The organism is Pseudomonas sp. GW821-FHT07B01 (genome assembly GCF_059419065.1).
In genome coordinates, this window is the sequence record NZ_JBWKRA010000008.1 from 120,344 (window position 1) to 141,481 (window position 21,138).

The window sequence follows — 21,138 nt, forward strand, 5'->3', positions numbered from 1 at the left end:
CTATGTTCTCTGAGTTCGACCTGCGCGAAACCCTGGCCCATTGGCCAGACAGTCATGTCTATCTAGAAGGTGAGACCGCCGCTGACAGCCTTTTGGGCCGTGCTCAGCAATGCCTGCGGGAACTGTTGGGTCAGCGTGGAACAGCCACCTTTATTGATCTGATCGCGCTGTTACGACATTGGCTGCTAGCCCAAGCCAAGGGTGGGGCTCGGGCTTGGCTGCAAGTTCCCCTTGCTGCACCTTGGCCAGCCAGTGAAGTTTGGCACGAGCAGGGCTTTGAAGTGGCGGTGATTGGGGGGGCTGCTCAGGTACGTCCGATCTACCCCCGGTTAGAGTGGCTGGGTGAGCAGCAAGATATATTTGACGACGCGTTCAATGGTGTCGAGGCGCGCCTTCACACCTGGGTAACGGCGGATCCACCGCTACGCACTCTGTTGGGTAAAACAGCGTACACCGGTCCAGGTCAACGTGAGGCAATTCGGGCGCAGATGCACCTGCCCGCAGACATGACACTAATTGCCAATTTGCCGACTGGTAGTGGCAAGTCGTTGTTGGCCCAGATTCCCCCGCTGTTAGGCGGTCAAGGCACTTTGACCTTGGTGATCGTGCCCACTGTAGCGTTGGCAATCGATCAAGGCCGTCGAATGGCAGAACTCCTTAAAGCTCGCGATTCCCATTGGACGGAGCGCCATCTGTCTTTTCACAGTGGCCTGTCGGTAGAAGAGAGGGCTTCCATCTTCCTCGCCCTGCGCAGTGGCGAGCAGCGGGTCCTTTTCACCTCCCCAGAAGCCGCCACCGGTTCGCTGCGCAGCATCTTGCTCGACTGTGCATATGAAGGTCGTATCTCACACATTGTGATCGATGAAGCGCACTTGGTGGTAACTTGGGGCAGCGGATTTCGTCCGGCCTTCCAGTTGCTGCCTGCCTTCATAGCCAGCCTTCGTCATGCGCGCAATCCTGAATCGCCGCAGGCCATACGTATCGCACTAGCCTCAGCCACCCTTACTCCGCATACCGTCACGAGCTTGCAAGCTCTATTTGCTGGGACTAACGGTCATTGCGTGGTTTCTGGGATTTACCTGCGACCCGAGCCGCGCTACGCGATGAAGGCGATGGTCTCTCCGGCGGAACAGGTGAATCGCGTTCTGGAAGCGGTGATGAAGTCGCCACGGCCCTTCATCCTTTATGTGACTAGGCCTGATGAGGCTGAGGAATGGACGCGTTTATTGATTGAGAATGGACTGGGTCGGATAGCCGCCTTCACCGGCGACACGCCCCCGCAGCAGCGTCAAACTCTGATCTCGGCCTGGGACGCCAACACGCTCGATGGCATGGTAGCGACTTCAGCATTTGGCCTTGGAGTGGACAAGAGCGACGTACGGACGGTAATTCACGCCACGCTGCCTGAGTCGCTCGATCGTTTTTATCAGGAAGTTGGGCGAAGCGGACGAGACGGCAAAGCCTCTGCAAGTCTGTTGCTTTACACAGAGCAGGATTTTGAACAGGCCAAGGAGATGTCTGGTCCGACTCTGATTGGTAATGAGTTGGGCTATGACCGATGGGAATCTTTGCTCGACGATCCGGCTCGCCCGGTTACGCGGGACGGTGAGATTTGGGTTGATCTCAATCGGCTGAGGGCCAAATTGAGCGTAAAGGGGAGGATGAACCGCATCTGGAATCTGCGAACGCTCAACCTAATGGCCACCGCTGGTCTCATCGAAATCACCGCGTTGAGTTCTTTGCCACCCGGTAGCGGTAATTCTAGTGAGGATACGGAGTACAGCGATTCCCAAGTAGCCTATGCGGGCTTGCGAATCCGCCATCCGAATCACCGTGATCGTGCAGTCTTTGAAGAGCAAATGAATGCAGCCCGAAACGGGCTGCTTCTGGCTACGGATAAGGCATTTGATCTGATGGCGCGGACTGCCACGTCTCAAGTAGAGATATCGCATGCACTAGTCCAACTCTATGGTTTGGCACTACCCAACCAATGGGGGCCGGTGACGGCATATTGCGGAGGCTGTAAGCAGCACTGGGCTGGTAATCGCATGCCCCTGCGTCGATTGCGTCCGTTCGTAGCGAGAATCGCCCAGTTTTCACTCCGCATCGAGCAATGGCCAACACTCCAAAGCTTCCCGCAGGACCAGCCTAGCTTGGTGTTTGTTGCGATTCACGATTTGATACGCAATTGCGCTGATAGCCGCTCGTGCTTCGCGTTGATGCTGCAAAAGGTACGCCCCCACTCCTTGCTAGTGCCACAGTCGATTAGCAACGTCCTGGTCGAAGGGCTGATTGAGCAAATGGCAATAACGCGCAGCGACACCTTTGTCGATCGCTTCGACCCTCTCGATTCCATCGCCTTGCATGGGGCTACTGACGAAGTCCGATTCATTCTGTGGGCTGAGTCGAAGATCACAACTCAGGCTGCTACAGCATTGCGTACCTCTCCTAGTGCGATGACTGTCGTCTTTATCGACAGCCAGTTGCCGGACCCGTACCGGCCAGAACGATCTTGGGTTTCCATAATTGCCCATGCAGATGAGGAAATGGTCTTGCGGAAGTTGATTGCATGAGCCTTTTGAACATTACCAATGACGGATTGCCCAACATCCTCGTCGCACTGCATGCGACAGTGTTGCGTGCAGCCAAACCGATTCCCGAAACCGAGTTGCTAGAGACTGTAGCTCCAAGCGCGCTCGTTGACGACGAAGGGAAACAGGCACGTAACACCTTGAACCGCTGGGTGGAACTTGGATTGTTTGTTCGAGAGGAGGGGCTTGTTTTCGTCAAAGACCGCCTGCCCTCTCGGAACCTCTCCATGCTGGAAGTCTTACCATTCACGCGGCGGATGGCTTGCCGCCAAGCTTTGGCGGAGGAGAACAACCCGGATATTTGGGCTAGCCAAGGTGCTCGGGCTGCCGATTTAACGCGGTCGCTGGCATGGATGCTTGCACAGGATATCTATCGTGCATCCTTCGACCAGTTTGAAATGCAGGAGTCACAGCAGATCCTCGATCCAGAGCGGCTGTTGATGCGCAACTCTGGACGACGGTCTGGCCTTCAATTCTGGGCGCCGTTTCTTGGGTTTAGCCGCCATCCCTTTGCTGCCATTGACCCTACTGTGGCAGTACGTGACGCCTTGAATGAGGTTCTCATACCTGGTTCAGGCATGCCCGCGGAAAAGTTCGTAGAGCGCCTAAGTGCAGTCTTGCCGGTGCTGGATGGAGGACGCTGGCAGCGAGAGGTCCTAGAGTATGTTGACCTTGCTGCTTTGCCATTGCGCCAGCCTGGGCAGATCTCCACGGCATTGTCTCGGGCGCTGCTAAACCTTTGGAATAGCGGTGAACTACTTCCTCAGCAAAAGGCCGATCTCGGCAGTTCCATCACGCTCACTGGCGCTAACGGAGCGCGCAGTGACCTGACCTTCCAATGGATCACGCGGCCGGCGCAAGGAGGCGAGGCATGAGTATGCTGCAACAATATTGGCCGATATCTGACCATGCCGCCGAGTGCCTACGCACGGAGGCTGAAACCGTCGATGAGGCCCTGCTCTTAGCCGTCCATGAGCCAACTACGTTGTTGCGACGGTCGGCTCAGAGTGGGCTTGAGGTATCGGCTGATGAGATCGCCCTGCTGGATGAACTGATGCGCCCCGTTACGGATGGTAGCGCTGTAGTTGTCGCCATTACGGGCGCCTCCGGTGTTGGCAAGTCCCATATGGTGCGCTGGTTGCGCGCCCAGTTGGAGCGACATCCCCGTCGCAAAGAATTGGTGGTCGTTTCGATTCCCAAAACCGCTAGCCTGCGCCGCGTTGTCGAGTTAATCCTCGAGCCTCTCGCCAACGAACAGTACGAAGCTCTAAAGCGTGAACTACAGCGTGCTTCCGAGGCGTTGACACCGTCCACTGCGGCGGAACTTCTGGCGGCAGCCATGGGCGAGGGGTTGAAGGAATACCGTGAGCGTACCGTTGAACTGGTTCAGAACTCACCATCGGAAAACGGTGATCTCAAACCTTTTGTTGCTGTAGCTGAGCACGCTCGCAGTCTGATACTGTCGCCTGAGGCGCGTGACCTCTGGCTGAGCAAGGTGCTGCTTCGTATTGTCGGCGCAAGCTTTGGCGGCACTTCGAACCCAGTAGATCGGCAGTTTCGCGATGTGGACCTGGAGCCACCAGAAGACGCACCAGGGCAAGACCTGCCACATCGAGTGCAGTCGGCGCTAGCGTTTCTAGGCAATGCTAACGGCCGATATCGAAGCACTGCCGCGGAAATCTTGCAGGAAGTACTAGATAATGCTTTGCGCACCGTTTTCCGGGTCACTGAGGCTTTGCAACAAAAGTCCATCCAGGACGTGGTTGATGACATTCGCCGACAACTTCTCACGGATGGAAAGGAACTCGTACTCCTGATTGAGGACTTAGCGGCCTTGTCGGGAATCCAGCAGCCGTTGCTAGATATCATGATTGCCGAGAGCGATGAACACGGACGTCGGGTACGTGCACCGATACGTACTGCTGTTGCCGTGACTGATGGCTTTCTGGCTGGTCGGCAAACCGTCTTGACTCGCGCTAAGGAGCAGTGGGTAGTCCCTAGCGAGGGGCTATCCGAAGAGCTGATTATCGGCAAACTTGTGGAGTTAACTGGGCGCTACCTCAATGCCGCGCGCTGGGGGGTTAGGTACCTTAAGCGTGAGTTCTCTAAGGCTTCACTAGCCGGTACTGATCTGTATGCATGGGTGCCTACGTTCGATGAGCCGCTGGATACTGATGCTGCGGAACGGTTGGATGCGTTCGGTCGTAGCGGCAGGGGCTATTCGCTGTTTCCGTTCAATGTGAACGCTATTCGCGGCCTTGCCGAGGTTGCAATGAAACTGGGTGGAGTTTGGAACTATAACCCAAGGGCCTTCATTAATGAGGTTCTGCGTAAGACCCTCGCTGAACGGCTCTCCTTCGTGGAAGGGCAATTCCCGCCGGCCGGATTCAAGTCTCCGAGACTGATTGCTGAAGTGCGTACCGAACTGCAGCGCAAGGGATATTCACAAGTTCAGTCGCAAAGGCTTGAAGTAGTACTGCATTATTGGGGCGGCAGACCTACCAGTTTGACGGCACGTGCGCCTATCTCTAAGGTTGTTTTCGAGACATTCTCATTGCCCTGGCCGTTTGGCACTGCCGGCGCTCCCGAGCGTCAGCCCACGGTGTCGACCACGCCAAGTAACTTAACTGTGGGGACTCAGCAATCTGCTACCCCCGCTGCCTCCTCGCCACCGACTCCCAAAATTGAGTCGACTCTGCCTGTTCCTGATATCTCAGCGTACGCGGATGCGCTTGAAGCATGGACGCCTAACAATCGGTTGCCAAATACATACGCTAGAGAAACGCGCAATCTGATCGCCTCTGCGCTGGACATTCGCTTGGATCTCGGTAATTTCTGCTTGAAAGGCCAGAAAATCGAGGCGAGTTGGTTTTGGTTGCCACCCACGACTACGGTAGGCAATCCCAACAATGGCTTGATCATTCAGGTTGTCGGCCAGGATCAGCCGATCCCGGCTAGTGTCCAGACTGGACTCAAGGCGTTGGCCCGCTGGGAAAAGAACGCAAAGTCTTGGTGTTACGAGGGCGCAGAAGCCGATTATGGGGCGGCTAACGTCCTATTGGAGCAACTGGAAAGCCAAGTGCTACGCTTGCTCAGCACTGAAGCAGAGTGCGACACCGGCATGCTAGCGCGCGCCCTGCACACCCAAAGCCTCCTTCTCGGGCTGAGTTCGCGTGGCCAACCGGATGCTCCTAACTTCAAAGAGTTATTCGCTGCCAGTCCGGATGAGTCGATTTACCGAGACTCGCGTGTAGACTCATCGGTGGCCAGATGTTTGGAAGTCCGAAGTAAGGCAACTGCCGCGCGATCCGAATTGCAGGATCGGTTAAAGCAACTAATCGGATGCTTCCAAGGCGATCGAGGCGGCACGGTTATGGCGATTGATAGCGACCGCCTGCGGCAGGCTTGGAGGGCTGAACTGCCACAGCGGTGGGTCCTAGGGTTGAAAGGCCGCGATCGTCTGAGCGAAGACGCGTCCGATGTGCTTGAGCGTATTTCTACTGCTGGCCTGCCTGCGCTGGCGAGCACTCTGCAGAGCACGATGCAGTCGCTTTTGCCTTTGACAAGCGCTGCTTTTGAAGCGGACCACGCGCGGATAGCTTGGCGCGAAGAGATGCGTCAGTTGGTGAAAGAGGCCTTGGATCTCGCGGCATGGCCATCTGGCATCAAAGAGTCTGAAGTTCACGGCATTATTGGTCGATTATCACTGGACGGAATTGAATCGGTTATCCAGCGGATACATAAAATGAGCATACCGTCGACCGACGAAGCGGCACCTTTACGTCTAGCTGCATTGTGTGCCGTGCCCCTGCCTCGTCTAAGCCAATTGGCGTGCGATGTGTCGGAATTGAACCGCTTCTTCAACAGCCTTAATAGCTCGATCCAAAGCCAGACGCGTTCGGTTGAGTCTGAACATGCACTCGCCCAACGTCATGAACTGATTAAGCGCCTAGAGTGGGAGAGCTGATGTCGACTCTGATTCAAACCTGCGGCCAACTGCGTGTAGGGCTGCAGAACGCCAAAATTGCCAACCAGACCCGCCAGGAGATTTCAGCGCTTCAGCAGCGCCTACGCGAGTGGGGGCGGCACGCGGACACTAGGCAAGCGCTGATGGAAAAGGTCCGCATTGTCGATCCCTACTTACTCGTGCGCGAAGATATCGCCCAAGCTGATTGCAACGTGAGGGGTTTGGCGCAGCAAGCGCAAAAGCTGCTCCTTGCAGGTGGCAATGTGCAGGATCTGGCCACGGATAACCTGTGGATCCGACTGACGGCAGCGGCAGCATCGGCCAATGAGGACGCCCGCAGCGCTGCCCGCGACCAATGGCGTCAATTTATTGAGAGTCTGGGGTATGTGGAAACGCCTTCAGTCTTAGACGGGCGGATGCTCAAAACACCCGCCAACGAGAGCCTTCTGGAGACTTACAGGCAGCATTACGCCAAGTACTCAGCGATTGTCCGCGCTGACTTGCCAGCCAGTGCATCGACTTCGGACGAGATGATCAGCGCAATGAGCATGCTGCAGGGCCTACGAGAGCAACTCAAAGGTACAGCACCAGAGGCCATTCGGTTATTTCTCAAGGCCATAGAGAGTGGAGGGGCTTCATTGGATTTGATTACTCCTGAGGTGATGGAATGGCTCCGGGAAAATGATGACCCCAACCGATTCGTAGTGAAGTCGAAGGCCAATGTGTCATGGCGCTAGCTCCAGATTTGCTGTTGGCCGAACTCGCACTCGATGAGCTTGAGGCGCAGGAAGCGCGCTGTCTGATCTGGGGGTTGATTGACAATGCCCTCAGTCGCGATGAAGTCACGGAGGCGCTTCAACGGGCGCTCAACGCGCCGAAGGCAATTTCTGCCAAGAATGATCCGAATTGCAGCATTCACACACCAAGGGATCTGCGAGACCTGTTGGTTGATCGCAATATGTTGTTTCAAGTGCCATTTGCGGGTGATCAGGAGGTGCGCTGGCGTACGCGGATGGCCGAAGGGGTGCGGTTGATCGCCCAACTTCGTCAGCTATTTCCCAAGCATGGTACGGACAAGTGGGCCGAAGCCGCCACACTGGTAGCGGACTATCGCTTCCTTAGACGCCCCCGCCGTTACCCCCTTAGAAATGTGGATGGCACCAGCGTTTATGCAAGGTTGGATGACGTGGTGAAATCGCCGCTATTGCTGGAGGCCCTCAAGACCTGGCTAGATCATATGGATCAGGGGGGGGGGCTCTCGCAATTCCAGGTGAAATCGGTTGAACGTATTTTGACTGGCTTGGAGGAGGGTATCTGTCAGGGTACGTTGATATCCGCTGGGACTGGTAGCGGAAAGACCCTCGCATTCTATCTACCCGCGTTGTCATGGCTGGCCTCCCAACGAGTGCCGCCAGTGACTGTCGGTGGGGTAAGGGTGTTAGCTCTCTATCCTCGTAATGAATTGCTGAAGGACCAACTCGCCGAAGTCTATGATCAATGTCGCAAGTTCGACAGCTGGATCGGACGTCGTGGAGGGCGACCTCTGCGCGTAGGTGTTCTTTTTGGGGACACACCTACGAAGGTCGCCAAAGCCAAATGGCTCAAGCACTCCCAGGGCAAACGCGTACCGTTCTTTAATTGTCCTAACGACAGTCAGCACGGGGAAATGGTGCTGCGCCAAAGAGATGTGGAAAAGGGCCTGGAGCGCATCGTCTGCCCGCAGTGCAGCGCCGTCGTAGATGGACGTACTCTGGCATTCACCCGCGACACAATACAATCAGACCCACCGGACATTCTTTTCACATCGGTGGAAATGCTGAATCGGCATTTACCTAGCAGCGACTTGCGCCATGTTTTTGGTGTGGGTCCTAAGGCCGAACGAGCCCCTGACCTCATCTTGCTGGACGAAGTTCACCTGTATGCTGGCAGTTATGGGGCTCAGGTGGCCTACCTGTTACGTCGTTGGTGGGCCGCCAGCGGGCGGCGCTCTAGTTTTGTCGGGTTGTCCGCTACCATCGCGGAAGGCCAAACCTTTTTCTCCCACTTAACAGGACTGAATCCAACGGTTGTTGAGGAGATCAAACCGCTAGAGGAAGAGATTGAGGAGGAAGGGAGCGAGTACATGCTCGCTCTGCGCGGTGATCCAGTGTCTCAGACAGCTCTGTTGTCCACGACTATTCAGACGCTGATGCTGAGTGCTCGTTTGCTCGATCCGCCAGGGATATTTGATAAAAAAGCAATGCCGTTTTTCGGTTGGCGGGCATTTGCGTTTACTGATCAGTTGGACGCAACGAACAGACTCTTCAAGGACTTGCTCGATGCTGAGGGACGTTATCATCCTAGTGGCAACTCGAACCTGATTAAACATCCTCGTGGTGGTCTGGCGCTGCTGCGTGATGGATCCACTCCCATCATGGGCACCCCGCGCTACTTCGCGGGGCAAGACTGGAGTGTTCCACAGGCCATTGGCCACGATCTCACCCATCGGCTCGGAGTCGGGCGTACGACTGCATTAGATAGTGGGGTTTGTACTCATACAGAAGTTGTAGTTGCTACGTCTGCTCTAGAAGTAGGCTTCGATGACCCGGCAGTAGGCGTTGTAGTTCAGCACAAGGCGCCAAGAGACATCGCATCGTTCTTGCAACGCAAAGGGCGAGCGGGTCGAACGCGTCACATGCGACCATGGACTGTCGTTGTGCTCACGGATTACGGTCGCGACCGTCTGGCCTATCAAGCCTACGATCAGTTGTTCGATCCGGATCTTCCAGCGCGCCAACTGCCTTTAGGCAATCGCTACGTCCAACGAATGCAAGCGGTCTACGCGTTGCTCGACGAGTTAGGAGACTTAACTTGCCGTGACCAACCACCTCTGTCGGTTTGGCGCGACTTGGCTTACCCAAATATTGAGAGCGCACCGCATGGGTGGGACCCGGATGCGTTTGTTTTAGTAAAGCGCCTAGCGGAAGGTGTAACATTCCCGCTCTCTGCGCAGGAGTGGAAAGCGCTCAGGAATCAAGCATGCAGCCTCGCTCCCCATGGGGAGTCAGCTGTTAAGTTTGCAGGTGCCAATTGGTTGGCCAAGCGGTTGCAACACCAACGTGTTGTCAAGCTGCTGGGTGATCTTCAGGAGAGTCCAGCGAAAGTCGATCGTCTTGTTCGCAGCCTAGCTAACCGATTGGCGCTGACGATCGACGATATGAATTTGCTCATGTGGAGTCATCCACGTCCGCTAATGCTTGGCGCGATTCCTACAACTGTTCGTCGGCTAGCATCAAACTGGCGTGCAAGTGGCGAACAAGGGAAAGACTACCAAGCGGGCCATCCATTACCGGACTTCATTCCCGCTAGCCTCTTTGCCGATCTAAGTCTGCCGGAAATGCGCATCGAGTGGCTTGCGCGCAATGGCAGCGTTGAAGAGCAGTATCTGCCTGTTCAACACGGTTTAGCTGAGTTTGCGCCCGGTAGGGTCTCGCGTCGTTATGATGATGCTCTTTGGTTGGGCGTTGATGGGCCGGCGCTGGCTCGATTCTTCGCTTGCGGTAGCACCGAAGTGTCTGAGGATGTAGAGGTATCTACATGGTACGACCTCGAGCCTCAAAGAAATTTTGTCGTCCAGGACGACGCCGCCCGAGTGACTTTCAAAGCGTTTCGTCCAGCGGCAGCCCGCCTGTCTTCAGTGGCTCGGGGGGGCAATGGAGCCCCCGAGCTAAGTGACACATCCAACGCTCAGTTGCAGTGGAAATCCTTCCTACAGGCACCCTACCAGGGCGTGCCACTGACCAGTCCGACGCACATTGGGATCAGCCAACTGATCAAGAGAGTGGTTGTTCACACCCACGCTGAACAATCCAATGCTTTTGTACGCCGCTATGCCGTAAGTTCGCGCGCAGAGTTGCGATTGCGATCTGGAAGTAAGAGCGAGCGCGTCACTGTCGACTGGCAGTTCATGCATTCAGGCCATCCCTGCGGTGTGGGCTTCGAAATTGATGTCGATGCGTTGGTATTGGAGTTGGAATTGCCGCACGATCTCAGCGGCGCCATCGATTGGGGTGATCCGCGACGTTTGCGTGCAACTCGTGCAGCTCGCTACAACTGGGAGGCTCGCCAGAGCCCCGAATTCTGCATTGCAGTACCGAATCCATTCTTGCGCGGGTGGGTCGCACAGATTTTCCAAATTGCTGCCCTTCAAGTAGCAATGGCTGAGGAAGTCTCGCTGCGCGACTCGTTGGACTACGTTGCTGACGGCGCCAGGATGGACACGCTACTCAACGTCCTGCAGGCGGTGTTCCAGGTCCCGGATGTCGAAAGTAGTGAGGAGGGGGCGGACAAGCTTCGTCAAAAGCTAGATGAGGCTCTGAAGACAGAAGCGGTGCGTAAAGCAGTGCGTTACGCATCTCGCGTACTAGTCGAACCTATTGATGAGGGGTGGAACGACTGGCTCGCCCTGTCGATCCGAGCCACGCTCGGTGCCGCTTGCCTGGAAGCAATACAGCAAGCGTGCCCCCAGATTGATCCCGATGGGTTGATTGTAGACATCGACGTGCGTAGTGATGATGGTGATCCCCAGCCAGGGTTCGAAATTTGGATCTCCGAGGTCAATCCTGGTGGCAATGGTCTGATTGAGAGCGTCGCGGAATTGTTAGCGACTCGCCCCGATAGCCTTTACCGTCATATCGAGGCGGCCTTAAGCCCGCGTGACTTTGAATGGACAAACACTCAATTGCGACAGGTAATTCAATGGCTTGGTGGATCAAAGCCGAACTCCACTATTACTGAGGCGGTAATGCAAGTTCGACAAGCGATGAGTTCTGCCGATGCTGCCAAGCATTTAGCCGCTTTGCGGTTCAGGCTAGTAACTCAGGGACAATCGATATTCCACGGCTACAGCGTGGCTCTGAGCATGCGATTGTTACGGCCGAACACCCCAGACGAGTTGGATTGTCTATTGGCTCTGATCCACGAGCGCTGGGATGCGTTGGAAGCGTTACATAATGTCGAGATAGACGTTAGGGTCGTCTGCGCATTGTTCAGTGCGGATGATTATCTCGATCGGGCATTTGCAAGCGCTGGGCAGGTCCTTCCTTTCGGCAATCGCATGGCATGGCGCTTCGGGGTGCTAATGGGGATATTGTGGCCTCAAGGGCATGCGCTGCGCGCTGTTGCAATGCCATGGTCTAATCGCTTCTCGCCGTTCGCTATAGACACCGAACGGCTCCTGGTGGAGCAGTGGCTGACACCTCGTTCTCAACCGATCGATCCGACTGATCTGGACTGGCAGGAGCAATTGCGAAAATGCTTACTCGCCACTTCGCGTGCGGTTATTTCGGTACCGGCCGCCGATGCCCGAGCACTATTGCCCAAGGTGATCGCAGCCTTGGCGATAGAGCCAATTCAATTTGATTATCTAAACGTCTTCGCTCAACTCTGTGAGGTCAAGCGCCTCGGTGATCGCATCGAGTGGACATTTTCGATACCGGACGCTCTATGACAAACGTACGCCACATTTTCAAGTCGGCCACGACTTCCCCTCAAGCCGCTCGTGATGTTATAGCCATGGTTTTGGCCGAGGAGATCCTGCTTCCCAGCAGGACACTCTACTTAGCCGCTCCATGGGTTTCCAACATTGTTATTTTCGACAATTCAACGGGCAGTTTTGAGGGGCTTAATCCGGAGTGGAGCCGTCGCGGCATTCGCTTGATTGAGGTATTGGTGACTATCGCATCTAACAATACACAGTTAGATATTCGCGTACGACCTGAACCTCACAATAAGCCTTTCGGTAAGCGCTTGCGCGCGGCGCTGAAAGATGCTGGTCTGCAAGATTCGTTGCAATGGTCCGAGATTCCTGATTTTCACACGAAGGGATTGCTCACCGACCGCGTCTGGATTGGTGGATCGATGAACCTCACTGAGCGCGGTATCGGCCTGAACGCTGAATCACTCGTTGTTGATTTCAACCCGCAGACAGTATCTAGCATCCGCCTGGAGTTTGCGAACCATGGCATTAGCCTCTAGCCAAATGGTAAACCCCGCAGTGGTAGTCTCTCAGGCCTTACTCAGTCAGTTCTTTTCAGGTCTTAACATTTATGTGAGCCCTCTAGCCTCGTCTAAAGCTCTTAATGGCCAGACGGTACCTGAGGCATTGGTTCCGGCTGTCGCCCGCTTTGCGAAAGGCTTCAAGGATCGACCGCTCCTCTTGCCATTTTCTGAGGTTACCGATGAGCGAACCTGTTGGCTGGCCTGTTCGCACGATGAGCTAAGTTCGCGTGAACTGCACGATGAAATGCGCGCTTTCATTGGGCCGAGCTTTGGTGACTTTGAGATTGACGGTGTGGCGCTCTCTATCGCACAAGCGAGCGCGAAAGCTATATTGGCGCAGGCCGGTCTGAATGCGATTGCCTTTTTTTCTATCACGCCGAAGTTTGAGCCGCGCATAATCAAAAGTTGGCAACGCTACTGGCAACTCTTGGACCAACGCCCGCCCAGGCCTAGGCAGGAACTGCGTACGTTTCACCAGTTGCGAGCGTTGTTTGACCGCGCCTTAGTGGCTAGCAATGAAAGCGCAGCGATGGCAGCGATGGCGGCGCTACGAGACCAGCATGGTCTCAGCGCTGAAAACCGGACCTTCCTGGAAATACGTTTACATTCAGCCTTTGGCCGATGGGATCGAATTCTGAATCATCCCCAATGGGATGACCTTATCAAGGTTCGTTTGCCGCCGGAGACTTACGGTGACATCTGGGACGCGCTCTACGAGACGTTCTTAGCCCAAGTCGAAGCACAGGGCGCCGCCATTCAGTTGGTGAACGCTTTCGCAGAGCGGATTCGGACCATGGCTGCTCCTCTGCTCAAAAGCCGCGGGCGTAGCCGTCGCCCAGCGGCTCTTAAGGGCTTTTTGCTTCATGAGTTGTCTTTGGAACAGCCTTCCGCCGAACTCTGCGTGACCCTGCTAAATGACCTTGGACCAAATGCTTTTGGGCCCGCTTCTGACGCCATCATGGCTATGGCGAAGACCCTGCAGAGCAAGTCCGGAATTGTGCAGGCACTCCATGAAATGGAGTTGGAGCGCTATGAGCAGGCTCTCGCTTTGCTTCTGCCACTGGCCGATTCAGTCGAAGTGTTCCAAGCCCAATTGCGTTGTGCCAAGGAGGTTGGCGATCCTGGCCACGCTCGTGAGGTGCTCGATCGGCTGTCCTTGAGTGCTCCCGACACTGCCGCGGAGGTCCGCACTGCTCGGGCTCGGTTGCTCTCTGATGTAGAGAAGTTGGCCGCTGAGGAAGTGTGCGAATCGCTTCAAGAACAACTGCAGGCTACGCATACGCCGATGGCCGTTGACGACGTCATAGTCTATTGGCGGGAACTGGTTCAGTCGCCCGAGGCTAGTGCTCTGTTGGCCAAGTCCAGTTTCATCCAGTCGTTGTTGTCGAGCGTAGAGGACTCTGCTCTCGACTCGTCGCCCTTGTTCGAATCCCTATTTCCTATTTGGTTTGATTGGCTCATCGTCCAAACTCCACCCTCGAGCGTGCTTAGTCAACTCTATTTGGGGTTCATTGAAGCCTTGAACGTGCGAGACCGTCTTGGAGATAGTGAGCGAGAGATGATCAGGCTGGCACTCCGACATAGTCTAATCGCCGGATTGACGTCGTCTGAATACACGGGACTTATAGAAAGGCTTGCTACTGTATTGTCCAGTCCGCTGTCGCCACGCGAAGCCGCATGGGCATTGGACGTGACAGATTTGTTGGTTATGCATCCTTGTCGTGACGAGGAGGCGCGCCTGCGGTGGACTACTAGGATCGTTCAAGCTGTGACCCATTGCTGGACCCGACTGTCTCTTGCAGAGCGCGGCCTGCTAAAACTGCTTGTACAAGAGTTTGGTCTTGAGTTCCCCAAACGACTCGACGACGAAGTGGATGAAGCAGAAAAAGCTCGAACAGACGTCAGGGTCCGTATCTTCCTTTACAGCTTGGACATTCAAGCCATTCGACGTGCAGCGTTAATACTTGAAGAGACTCTCCCATTGGCCAAAATTGAGATCAACTCTGATGAGGTATGTAGCACGCGCCTGAAGAATGGAACTCGTAATGCAGACTGGGTAGTGTTTGTTTCAGGGGTCGCTACCCATCAGGCTTTCTTTTGCATCAAGGCTGCATTGCGGCCCGATGCAGCGTTACTTCAAGTTGAAGGGAGCGGTACGACGCGCATCGTAGATTGCGTGATCAATAAGAGTCAGATTTCGTGAGAAGTCACCTTGTCCAACGCAACACACAACGGTCACCACTGAGGCGACGCTCGACCATCACGGCGCAAAGGCTAGGCACTGAACCTTCGAGTTGCTTACGGATAAACGCACATAGGTTTTCGATTGTGGCCGGCCCCAGATCCTGCACCTCGTCAAGTAATCGGTGATCGAGCATCTCGCGAACGCGGGCAATCTCGCTCCGTAGGTAGCCCAGATCAATGAGCATCCCGGAGTTGGCATCTGGTTGACCTGCGACGGTGACCTCCGCTTCATAGGTATGTCCATGGATGCGCCGGCTACTCTCGGTCTCTATGCCACGATTCAACGTATGGGCAGCCTCGAAGTAGAACCGCTGCGACAATTCGCAGATTGTGCCATTCGAGTTGACCATAGGCTCAGTGGCGGACGAAGGGTAGGGGCGAGCAACTGCAGGCGTGGACATCAGCGGATCTCCAATATCTTGTGTGTTTGCACGGACAGTCGCCACGTGGTGTTGGCTTGACAATAAGCAATCGCAGACCGAGTGTTTTGGCGTTGCAATGGACCATCCATTGGTTGCAATAGGTAGTACTTAAAGTCGTTGGTTGTAATGGTGTCGGGCAGCAGTCCCGGCTGTGGGTAAACGAGTTTCAATTCGTCACCGCTTCGCTGTACCCACTCTGTACCAGCCTTGGGGCTGACACAGATCCAGTCGATCCCTGCAGGCGCCGCGATGGTGCCATTAGTTTCAACGGCCACCTCGAAATCTTGGTTATGAAGTGCGTCGATCAGCGCGTCATCGACCTGCAACAAGGGCTCGCCCCCTGTGAGCACGACATAACGGTGCGCTTGGCCAACCGGCCACTGCGAGGCAATTCGCTCGACCAAGTTCTCCGCGGTCAGGTACTTGCCACCCAAGGTTCCGTTCGTACCCACAAAATCGGTGTCGCAGAACTGGCAAACAGCTTGGGAGCGGTCGGCTTCTCGGCCACTCCAAAGATTGCACCCTGCAAAGCGACAGAACACTGCTGGTCGGCCCGCTCGAAGCCCTTCTCCTTGCAGGGTGTAGAAGATTTCTTTGATGCTGTAGGTCATGCGTTGTTATCTCGCAGGAATGCTTCGAAGCCGGTTCGGCGCAACTCGCAAGCGGGGCAGTCGTTGCAACCATATCCCCAGTCATGTCGACGCTGACGATCACCCAGGTAACAAGTGTGGGTTTCTTCCTGAACGAACTCGACAAAGCCAGCTCCGCCGAGTTCTTTGGCCAACTCCCAGGTTTGTCTTTTATCCAGCCACATCAAGGGTGTCTCGATAACTAACGGCATATCCATGCCAAGGCCGAGCGAGACCTGCAGCGACTTCAGCGTGTTGTCTCGACAATCTGGATAGCCTGAGTAGTCCGTTTCACACATTCCACCCACAAGCACACTAAGCCCTCTTCGATAGGAGATGGCTGCAGCAAAGGTGAAGAACAGCAGATTACGTCCGGGAACGAAGGTGTTGGGGAGTCCGTTCTTTTCAACCTCTATGGTTTTCTCACCTGTCATCGCTGTATCGCTGATCTGTCCGAGTAATCTGAGGTCAAGCACGTGATCCTCACCGAGCCGCTTAGCCCAGTTCGGAAATCTCTTCCGTATCTCCTGCAAGATATTTATCCGGCACTCAAGTTCTATTTCGTGCCTCTGGCCATAATCAAAGCCAATGGTCTCGACGTACTCGTAACGTTCCAGCGCCCAAGCAAGGCAGGTGGTGGAATCTTGTCCGCCTGAAAAAAGAACTAAGGCTTTGCTGTGCATACTGCTCTCCTCTGGACTGGGTCTGATTTAGCGCCGTTTCAGTTCTTGCTTGAGTTTGTCGGTCAGATACTTGGTGAGCAATCCGATATCAGTGGGCGTGTTTTGGATGCCGTTCCAGGGGCGTAGGTCGGTTGCAGAGATGTGCCATTCGCCACTTGTCCACGCCGTATGAGGTTTTAAAAGTCTTAGACCTTTGATAAATCCTTCCTTGCTGGTTGTGCCTTGATCTGAGTAAAGCAACTCCATAACGAAACTCAAGGAAACCAAGCCCGCCCCGTGCTTCAAGCGAGAATTCCTAGGCGCTAGTCCCTCCCATTCCGATTTGAAAACTACACGCACTGCATGGAAGAAATTATTGATAAGTTCGATGCTGCGCCCCTCAAAGTCATCAAACTTCATGAAGCTACGAATCGCGCCATCATTCGCAGAGTTCATCACGAACTTCTGCATCGCCATGTCGCTTAGTACTCCTCTAGGATTCGTATGTTGTTTGATCTCGCCAAATAGAGAAGAGTTAGGCAAAAAATTCAACAAATCAATAATACGAGCAGCGAATTTACGACTGGTGAACCGTTCTGGCAGTCCGTCAACAGTCGGTAAAAGTTCATAGATCAGCGATTTTGGCAGCGGTCGCGTATTGTTGACGAGCACAAACTGCTGCCGCAGTTCGTTGTAGTCTTTACAAATCAATGCCGATACAAATACCTGGAATCCAGGCTTTTCCATCGTCGCAAGGGCGCTGAGTCGTTGTTGTCCATCGACCACGAAGCCTGGTTTGGCTTCGGTAGCATCAATAACGATTTCTACAATACCCTCGCCGAGGTCTTTAATCGTGACCCCATCCAGAAAGGCTAAGATGATTGCATTAGGGAGCAATGCATCGTCGCGCTGAAGATAGTCACGAATATCTCTGATGTGCGACGCGACTTGATGGCGCTGAAAACCTTTGAGGTGGCCTTCTTCATCGCGGCCGACTCTCTCAATTTCAGAAAACTCTAAAATTTCATTTGGGGTGGCCGCAAACGAAAATACATCATGCCCGGAGGCCTGTTGGGCGCGCACACCCTTAAATCGATAGATCATTGTTTCGAAAGTTCCAGAGTTTTCTGAAGGTGGCGGTGGTACACGCCTAAATTATGAAATCCGCGTCTTTTGTTTCGATTGCTGGCTCGAAAGATAATGGTTTCGATACCCGCGGACTGACAAATCGAACATTGGCATTTTTGCCACGGTTTATCTCGCAGCGTGGGTGAGATTAGTCGGACATGCTTGGCGATTTCTTTTTCCATTTCTATTGGTGACAATATCGTGCCGGATAGAGTCAGTCGGAGATAGTCTACTAGTACGGCTAAGGTAGAATCAAAGTCGAGAAGATTTTTATCGTAGTCGCGGATCGCTAGCAGCGCCGCTTTTTCTTTGATTTGTAACTCTTCTGCGCTCAGAGTGCCTTTTTTTATTCCTTGCATCAGGCGCGGATTTTCAATCGCCTGAGGAATGCGGATAGCTGTGTAGTAGTCCAGTTTGCTTGTATTGTTGCCCATGTAGTAATTACACTTCGCATCTTTAAATGCGCGTATAAGGGGGGAGGTTGAGTCAAAACTGGTAATGCCATATCCGGTGAATTCATGGATGTTCTCGGCTTTAGCAAACCCCAGCAGATGAATATTTGTCTCGGGCTTAAGGACCGCTCGAAGCTCTTTCAGAACCTCATGGATTTGATCGACTTTCAAAGGTACTAGACCTCCGATCGCCAAGTAGCGATATCCCATGTCTTCGAGTTGTTTTGCAGCGTTCGCCATGCTTTGAGGAGACCAACCCTGTACCGCTCCAAGAGGTTCGAAAGGCCATTCCGCCTCCTTCACTAAACGCAGAAACTCTTGCGCATTTTTGAGCGTGATTTCGTACCGAAACAGCACATCTTCCGACTGGCTCAGCGCTGGAGGATTGCTGGAGTCGCAGTTGAATATGATGTGGTCCGGCGAGCAACCATGGGTGAATCCCGCATCTGAGTAGAACTCTACTACTTCGCTTGGGCTATACGCAGGGGTAGGGTGCTCTACATAGGCGAAAGCCCCGCAGTCACCTAGGACCATCGTATCTTTGAACTGAATGCCATCGAGTCGTAGAAATTTGCGCGCGCCTTCTCTGAGGAAGCGCTGCTGCTCGGAAGTCGAGTACCGAACCTTTGAATTAGCGACGCCATTTGCAGGTCGCACTGCGCTCATCGAGACCAAGAGCCCATCATAAGGGACGGGGGTCATCATTTCGTGCGCATACTGGTCGTCCCAGTATCTCTTCCGGCCCGGCGCATTTCGATCGTTGATGAAATCGTAGTCCGGGTCTACGTAGTCTTGGGTGTCGGCGTATAAAAATTTCATTGGTGAGCGCTGGTCATATAGAGGCGGATCAAGGTTTCTTGCAGCGCCTTGATATCTTGAGGGGTGCTTTGGATTTCATTCCACTGGACATTAATCATCGGCCACTGACCTGTTGTCCATGCGCAGTAAGGGGCAACTCTGGCCAGTTCTTGTAGCACGGCTTCGTAGGTTTCGCGCTGACCACCGATTTTGGCGTAGATCCGATCCATAAGCACTCCCATGGCGATGATCCCCGCTGAGTGCATGAGTCGACTGCTCTTGGATTCAAGTGCCCACGCCTCTGGAAACGTATCACGCACTGCCCGCCAGAAGGTCGTCAGTAGGTTGTACATGGACTCAACGTTCGCCGCACCGTCGGTGCTGGAGGTGTAGGGGGCCAACGCCCCTAACGGATTACTGATGCTATTGCGGATCATCGTTATTACAGCGGTGTCAGTGATCACTGCTTTGCTATTTTGCTCGGACGACCGCTTTATGAGTTTGTGGAAAGGGGAGTTGGGATCGCGGCTAAGAAGCCCGCACAACTCAGCTGGTGCTTTGCGAGCACTCAGTTCACGGGGTAAAAGGATGCTGCCTGTCTCCGGCAGTAGTTCGTTGATCAGTCGAGTGGGCAAGGGTTTGGCCTTGTTGACCAGAATAAATTGCTCGCGCTGAGTGGTCAGGCTGTCGGATACAAAACCGATCACTGGCACAGGAAGATCCGAATTGGCCGCTTTCGCCAACGCCAATGAGCGCTGTTGCCCGTCCACGATCCAGGCAGACCTCATTCCTTCCTCCCTGATAGGGATCGTCAGGGTACCCGCTTGCGATAGCCCCGCGTCGCCTGTCGGCTTGCTTCCGCGTGCTGCAACAAAACGCAGGTCAGGAGACAGCGCCAAGATAATTGCATTGGGAAAAAGTACATTTCCCTGATTGAGGTACTCAGTGATCCCTTTGACATGACTCTTAATCTCGGGGCGCTGAAAACCTTTGAGGGGACTGCTGTCTTCGCGCGACAGGCGACTGATGTCGGCAATTCGGACCAGGTCAGATCCCCTGATGAATAATGCATACACATCAAGGTTGTCGCCTTGCGTGGTGCGTAGTGCACGCACCACAATCGCATCTTCGCTCGTCATGCTTTGCTCTCTATGCTGTCTTGACCTTTGATGTCCTGCCAGATCCTCCGAAAGCGCGATTGCTCGCACGACACCAGGGCGTCGTCCCTTAAGTAGCGTAACAATCGGGTGGAACTGCCTTGGTAGTCAGCCCACACACACTCAAGCATGTAGGCAATTTCACTGTCCGATGCGCGCCGCCGGATGGTCGTTTTTGCTAGGGATAAAAGATCCATCGCCGCGCTGACGCTCTTTCGAGCGATCTCAGCAGGAGCACTTGATAGTTCAAGAATCTCAATGAAATGACGCAGGGCTCTCTGAGGGAAATCGTTGCGCGTGCCTGGTAGTGTTGAGGTTTCAAGGCGTTCGTCATAGGGCATCGCGATGCGTAGTAAATGGCTGGGAAGCATCTCGATGCCTGGGCGCGAAGTGAATATTCTGAGCTTGTCGATCTGCGTGCCCCTGATTTTTCCAAGGTCTTCGCCTATCAACTGGACATAGTTTGAAGAGAGGGCAATGAGCACCAAGTCGATGTCGGGTTGGCTGACGAGGTCCGCTAAGGCGCTTCCCTTTGATTGGGTGACATTCACGGCTTCCCACCAATCTGATGCGCGCACACCCAATTTTTTGAGACGTGGGATGATAGAATTCGGATCCTGAGCCACCGTCAGGTTGTACGGTGGACATCTCTGATCGCCTTCAATCAACCCTAAGCCGGTCGACGCAAACATTAGCTTTGCGTCCAACTTCGTTGCTACGCGCCTCGCGTCAGAAACGCTTCTACCCACGTAAAGTGAAGATGCCATCAGAGTGGTGGGACGCTCGTCTATTTGCCCCTTCCACGCCTTTGCCATGGCTGCAATCGATGAATAACACTCGTCGTTCAGCACCACCGGCGGCAGGCCGTCGAGACGTTTTCGATTGGTGCAGTTGGTGATGATGACGGTTCTCATGGGAAAACTGTAGGCCTGTTTTGACGGGTGTTGCATTTATCTGAGGCTGACAATTTACCATTTAATAACTGTATGGGCCAATGCGCTTAGGCTAGTTTTTATGCGGAAGGGTTGGTATAAGAGCCTCAATACTGC

Annotated in this window: 14 protein-coding genes; 7 read left to right on the forward strand and 7 right to left on the reverse strand. The window is 54.3% G+C overall.

What is annotated here, in order from left to right:
* The first annotated feature begins 2 nt into the window (after nt 1-2).
* From dpdF to dpdD, 7 genes are read left to right on the forward strand one after another with little or no spacing between them, the layout of a single operon-like run.
* Nucleotides 3-2,573 (forward strand): protein DpdF, encoded by a 2,571-nt coding sequence (gene dpdF, locus AC07S6_RS11450; protein WP_495112328.1) that lies wholly within the window; start codon nt 3-5, stop codon nt 2,571-2,573.
* On the forward strand, nt 2,570-3,466 hold the full coding sequence (gene dpdG, locus AC07S6_RS11455) for a protein DpdG (protein ID WP_495112329.1): 897 nt from the start codon (nt 2,570-2,572) through the stop codon (nt 3,464-3,466). The genes dpdF and dpdG overlap by 4 nt, the downstream gene beginning before the upstream one ends.
* The gene (gene dpdH / locus AC07S6_RS11460) at nt 3,463-6,558 is read left to right on the forward strand and encodes a protein DpdH (protein ID WP_495112330.1); all 3,096 of its coding nucleotides are present in this window, start codon (nt 3,463-3,465) and stop codon (nt 6,556-6,558) included. The genes dpdG and dpdH overlap by 4 nt, the downstream gene beginning before the upstream one ends.
* On the forward strand, nt 6,558-7,295 hold the full coding sequence (locus AC07S6_RS11465) for a hypothetical protein (protein WP_330735928.1): 738 nt from the start codon (nt 6,558-6,560) through the stop codon (nt 7,293-7,295). Before dpdH ends, AC07S6_RS11465 begins: the two co-directional genes overlap by 1 nt.
* On the forward strand, nt 7,286-12,046 hold the full coding sequence (gene dpdJ, locus AC07S6_RS11470) for a protein DpdJ (protein ID WP_495112331.1): 4,761 nt from the start codon (nt 7,286-7,288) through the stop codon (nt 12,044-12,046). The genes AC07S6_RS11465 and dpdJ overlap by 10 nt, the downstream gene beginning before the upstream one ends.
* Complete coding sequence (gene dpdK, locus AC07S6_RS11475; RefSeq protein ID WP_495112332.1) at nt 12,043-12,573, forward strand: phospholipase D-like domain-containing protein DpdK; 531 nt, start codon at nt 12,043-12,045, stop codon at nt 12,571-12,573. Before dpdJ ends, dpdK begins: the two co-directional genes overlap by 4 nt.
* On the forward strand, nt 12,557-14,800 hold the full coding sequence (gene dpdD / locus AC07S6_RS11480; protein WP_495112333.1) for a protein DpdD: 2,244 nt from the start codon (nt 12,557-12,559) through the stop codon (nt 14,798-14,800). The genes dpdK and dpdD overlap by 17 nt, the downstream gene beginning before the upstream one ends.
* 4 nt (nt 14,801-14,804) lie before the next feature.
* Here dpdD and AC07S6_RS11485 read toward each other — a convergent pair whose 3' ends face one another.
* From AC07S6_RS11485 to AC07S6_RS11515, 7 genes are read right to left on the reverse strand one after another with little or no spacing between them, the layout of a single operon-like run.
* Nucleotides 14,805-15,242, reverse strand: a complete 438-nt coding sequence (locus tag AC07S6_RS11485; RefSeq protein WP_495112334.1) for a 6-carboxytetrahydropterin synthase — start codon at nt 15,240-15,242, stop codon at nt 14,805-14,807.
* The gene (gene queE / locus AC07S6_RS11490; protein ID WP_495112335.1) at nt 15,242-15,874 is read right to left on the reverse strand and encodes a 7-carboxy-7-deazaguanine synthase; all 633 of its coding nucleotides are present in this window, start codon (nt 15,872-15,874) and stop codon (nt 15,242-15,244) included. Before queE ends, AC07S6_RS11485 begins: the two co-directional genes overlap by 1 nt.
* Complete coding sequence (queC, locus tag AC07S6_RS11495; protein WP_495112336.1) at nt 15,871-16,575, reverse strand: 7-cyano-7-deazaguanine synthase QueC; 705 nt, start codon at nt 16,573-16,575, stop codon at nt 15,871-15,873. Before queC ends, queE begins: the two co-directional genes overlap by 4 nt.
* Before the next feature lie 27 nt (nt 16,576-16,602).
* Entirely contained in the window at nt 16,603-17,658 is a 1,056-nt protein-coding gene (dbpB, locus tag AC07S6_RS11500) for a DGQHR domain-containing protein DpdB (RefSeq protein WP_495112337.1), read from the reverse strand.
* Nucleotides 17,655-18,953: a tRNA-guanine transglycosylase DpdA gene (dpdA, locus tag AC07S6_RS11505; RefSeq protein WP_495112338.1), complete on the reverse strand. Its 1,299-nt coding sequence runs from the start codon at nt 18,951-18,953 to the stop codon at nt 17,655-17,657. The genes dbpB (AC07S6_RS11500) and dpdA overlap by 4 nt, the downstream gene beginning before the upstream one ends.
* On the reverse strand, nt 18,950-20,071 hold the full coding sequence (gene dbpB, locus AC07S6_RS11510) for a DGQHR domain-containing protein DpdB (RefSeq protein ID WP_029290753.1): 1,122 nt from the start codon (nt 20,069-20,071) through the stop codon (nt 18,950-18,952). Before dbpB (AC07S6_RS11510) ends, dpdA begins: the two co-directional genes overlap by 4 nt.
* Nucleotides 20,068-21,003, reverse strand: coding sequence for a hypothetical protein (locus AC07S6_RS11515; protein WP_495112339.1), 936 nt, complete (start codon nt 21,001-21,003; stop codon nt 20,068-20,070). The genes dbpB (AC07S6_RS11510) and AC07S6_RS11515 overlap by 4 nt, the downstream gene beginning before the upstream one ends.
* Between the last annotated feature and the right edge of the window lie 135 nt (nt 21,004-21,138).

Excerpts from the sequence above, each read along its gene's own strand:
- dpdG (WP_495112329.1), top strand. The coding sequence starts at position 2,570 with ATGAGCCTTTTGAACATTACCAATGACGGATTGCCCAACATCCTCGTC.
- AC07S6_RS11465 (WP_330735928.1), top strand. The coding sequence starts at position 6,558 with ATGTCGACTCTGATTCAAACCTGCGGCCAACTGCGTGTAGGGCTGCAG.
- dpdJ (WP_495112331.1), top strand. The coding sequence starts at position 7,286 with ATGGCGCTAGCTCCAGATTTGCTGTTGGCCGAACTCGCACTCGATGAG.
- dpdH (WP_495112330.1), top strand. The coding sequence starts at position 3,463 with ATGAGTATGCTGCAACAATATTGGCCGATATCTGACCATGCCGCCGAG.
- dpdF (WP_495112328.1), top strand. The coding sequence starts at position 3 with ATGTTCTCTGAGTTCGACCTGCGCGAAACCCTGGCCCATTGGCCAGAC.
- dbpB (WP_029290753.1), bottom strand. The coding sequence starts at position 20,071 with ATGACGAGCGAAGATGCGATTGTGGTGCGTGCACTACGCACCACGCAA.
- dbpB (WP_495112337.1), bottom strand. The coding sequence starts at position 17,658 with ATGATCTATCGATTTAAGGGTGTGCGCGCCCAACAGGCCTCCGGGCAT.
- AC07S6_RS11515 (WP_495112339.1), bottom strand. The coding sequence starts at position 21,003 with ATGAGAACCGTCATCATCACCAACTGCACCAATCGAAAACGTCTCGAC.
- dpdD (WP_495112333.1), top strand. The coding sequence starts at position 12,557 with ATGGCATTAGCCTCTAGCCAAATGGTAAACCCCGCAGTGGTAGTCTCT.
- queC (WP_495112336.1), bottom strand. The coding sequence starts at position 16,575 with ATGCACAGCAAAGCCTTAGTTCTTTTTTCAGGCGGACAAGATTCCACC.
- dpdK (WP_495112332.1), top strand. The coding sequence starts at position 12,043 with ATGACAAACGTACGCCACATTTTCAAGTCGGCCACGACTTCCCCTCAA.
- dpdA (WP_495112338.1), bottom strand. The coding sequence starts at position 18,953 with ATGAAATTTTTATACGCCGACACCCAAGACTACGTAGACCCGGACTAC.
- AC07S6_RS11485 (WP_495112334.1), bottom strand. The coding sequence starts at position 15,242 with ATGTCCACGCCTGCAGTTGCTCGCCCCTACCCTTCGTCCGCCACTGAG.
- queE (WP_495112335.1), bottom strand. The coding sequence starts at position 15,874 with ATGACCTACAGCATCAAAGAAATCTTCTACACCCTGCAAGGAGAAGGG.